1 protein-coding gene and 1 pseudogene are annotated in these 2,784 nt (G+C 37.3%); one reads left to right on the forward strand and one right to left on the reverse strand.

The features are described from left to right. A pseudogene (locus IDG60_RS27455) lies at positions 1–197 on the forward strand (hypothetical protein); the annotation flags it as partial. A 231-nt stretch (positions 198–428) separates the two neighbouring features. Here the strand turns inward: IDG60_RS27455 and adsA are convergent. Beyond that, positions 429–2,747, reverse strand: a complete 2,319-nt coding sequence (gene adsA, locus IDG60_RS27460; protein WP_000645787.1) for an LPXTG-anchored adenosine synthase AdsA — start codon at positions 2,745–2,747, stop codon at positions 429–431. Positions 2,748–2,784 lie beyond the last annotated feature (37 nt).

Raw genomic sequence — 2,784 nt, forward strand, 5'->3', positions numbered from 1 at the left:
CTATGGCTTGCTTCCAATATTTCTCTTTTAGTTTCCCTACAGCTAAAATGGTGATTTTCATGTCGTTTGGTCCTCCAAATTGTTATCAACTTTCCAGTTATCCACAAGTTATTAACTTGTTCACACTGTTCCCTCTTATTATACCAATATTTTTTGCAGTTTTTGATATTTTCCTGACATTTATGCCCAATTTTTAGTGTATAACTTGTGTATTTGTGGATAACTCTGTGGACATTGTGGGTATTTCTCTTTAAATTGTACACAATTCTGGATAACTATCCCCATTTCTGTGGATAAACACCTTGATGTCTTATTACTTATCCCCGTTTTTATATCCCATGTTTATCAACGTTTATAGCTTTTTTCCATAAAAAAACACTACCGTACCTCTTATTTAAGAAATACAGTAGTATTGTTTTCAATATATTTTAACTAGCTTTTCTACGTCGTACAGTCGCGATTAAACCTATACCTGCTACTAATACAAACATCGCTGCTGGGCTTGAGCTTTGATTAGTTCCAGTTTTTGGTAACTGTTTCTCATGCGCGCTACCTTTAGGCACTGACATTCTAACCAATTGGTTCCCACTCTTGCTTGATACAGTAGCTCCTTCTAATGTGCGACCAGAACCTTCTGTACCGCTACTAACAGTTCCTCTATGCGTTGGTAACAATACAACTTTACCTGTCGCTGGTTGTTTCGCTGGATTCATCGCTTTGTCGTCACCAATTGGTTGTACATCTTTACCAGACTCACTACCTTTGCTACCTTGTTGTCCTTTAGCTGGTTGTTCACTTACTGCTGGTTTACCTAATAACATACGTTGTGGTTCTGTCGTATCATACTTAGCTATGTTAGCTGTTTTTAAATAACTTGCTAGTACTTGATCTAATGAAATACCTTCTTCTCTAGGGCCACCGAACATACTATATCCGTCGCCACCTGATGCTGTGAAGTCATTCATCGTTACATGATATACACGTTTTAAATCAATATTTTCAAACTTACCTGTCTCTTTATTTAAAATTTGAATAGCGTTAATTCGTTTGCCAGACGGTTTATTCATATCATAGTAAACACGAATTGAATCAGAGATATGTAGTAAACCGCCATTCGCTGTTAATACTGTCTTACCGTCTTTTTGTGTTGTTGGTGCACCTAAACTATGTTCGAAAGCTGTCCAGACGTCTGAACCTTTTACATCAATTTGCGCAATCGTATTTCCAAATGGTAATACTGAGATTAAATCATAGCGTGTCACCTTACCTTTTGCGATAGAGGCACGAATACCTCCACCATTTGTCACGGCAAAGTCAGTCTTTTTAGAGAAATTCTTAACGCCATACGCTTCCATAGCATCTGCAATCGCGTTTCCTAAATTTGTTTCACGCGTTCTAACGTCATCTCTTTCTCCTTTGAAATCAATGGTATTATTTGGAATAATAACCTCTGCTGTTTGTGCTCTAAATGTTTGATCAGCTTGATTAATTTGTTCAGCTAATGCTTTGTTCGGTGTTACATTTTCAACGTCTTTAACATTAATCAATGACGGTTTAATATTTGATACCTCTCCATTGCGGTAATTAAATGTAACCTTACCGATATTCGCAAGTGCTGTACCTGTTTGTGCTAATGCATCATTGTTATAAATTTGACCATTTTGAAGTACGGTATGTGAATGACCATCAATGACTGTAATACGTTTCTTCAATTGTGGATTTTGACTTAATTGTTTCACTAAGTAATCACCACGCCATGTTTCTTGTGTTGAAGGATCAATCCCTAAATGTGATATAACAACAAATGTATCTACGTCTTTATAAATACGCATCATTTCTGCTGTCACACTTTGTAATGGATCTCTAAATTCAACACCTTTAATGCCCTCAGGTCTTGTTTTCGTCTTTGTTTCTGGTGTCGTTACGCCAATAATTCCATAACGAATACCATTTTTCGTTACAATTGTTGAAGGCTTAAACGCGCGTTTCCCATCTTTGTAAACGTTAGTACTTAGCATCGGGAAGTCTAACATACCCTCTAACTTTTTCAACTGATCGTATCCAAAGTCAAATTCATGGTTACCCACTGCCATAGCATCATAACCTACTGCATTCATTGCTTTAGCCATTTCTTCACCTTTAGACTGGTTTGAAAGTGGTAAACCTTGGAAGGCGTCTCCTGCGTCTAACATTAAATCAGGCTTTTCTTGTTCTTTTATTGTTTTTAATTTAGCCATACCGATGACACGCCCTTTTTCTTCGGCTAGTCGGCCATGGATATCATTTGTATGTAATATTTTATGTGTTGTTGTTTGTGGTACATTGGCAGCAAACATTCGTGGTGAAAGTGATGCTGTTTTAGCATTTGATAATGTGAATGTTGCTGATTGAGTTGGTTTTTGTGTTGAGGCTTGTTGTGTATCTACATCGTGCGTTTCGTTTACTTTTGTTGAAACTGCTGTAGATGGTTTGTTAGAAAATGCGTTGGATGTTACTTTATTGTTTATTTCATCAGCTGTTCCCTGTGCTGATGCTGATACGTTGGTTGCCGCTTCTTCACCAAATTGATGAGCCGCTTCCTTTGTTGGCGTTACTTGTTGCTTATCTGTTGTTGCTTTGTCTATCGTTGTTACTACATGTGCTTTGATTGGTGTATACTGCTCAGCCGCGTTCGAGACTTGCCATAATCCCATCACACTAAAAAGCAAAACGAGCCATACACTTGTTTTAAGTAATAAAGCTTTCATTTCGTTCCCTCCATTAACTGTCATACACCAATATATT

This window comes from Staphylococcus sp. EG-SA-2, from assembly GCF_017152085.1.

Bases quoted from the DNA above. Each gene is read 5' to 3' on its own strand.
- adsA (WP_000645787.1), bottom strand. From the start codon at position 2,747: ATGAAAGCTTTATTACTTAAAACAAGTGTATGGCTCGTTTTGCTTTTT.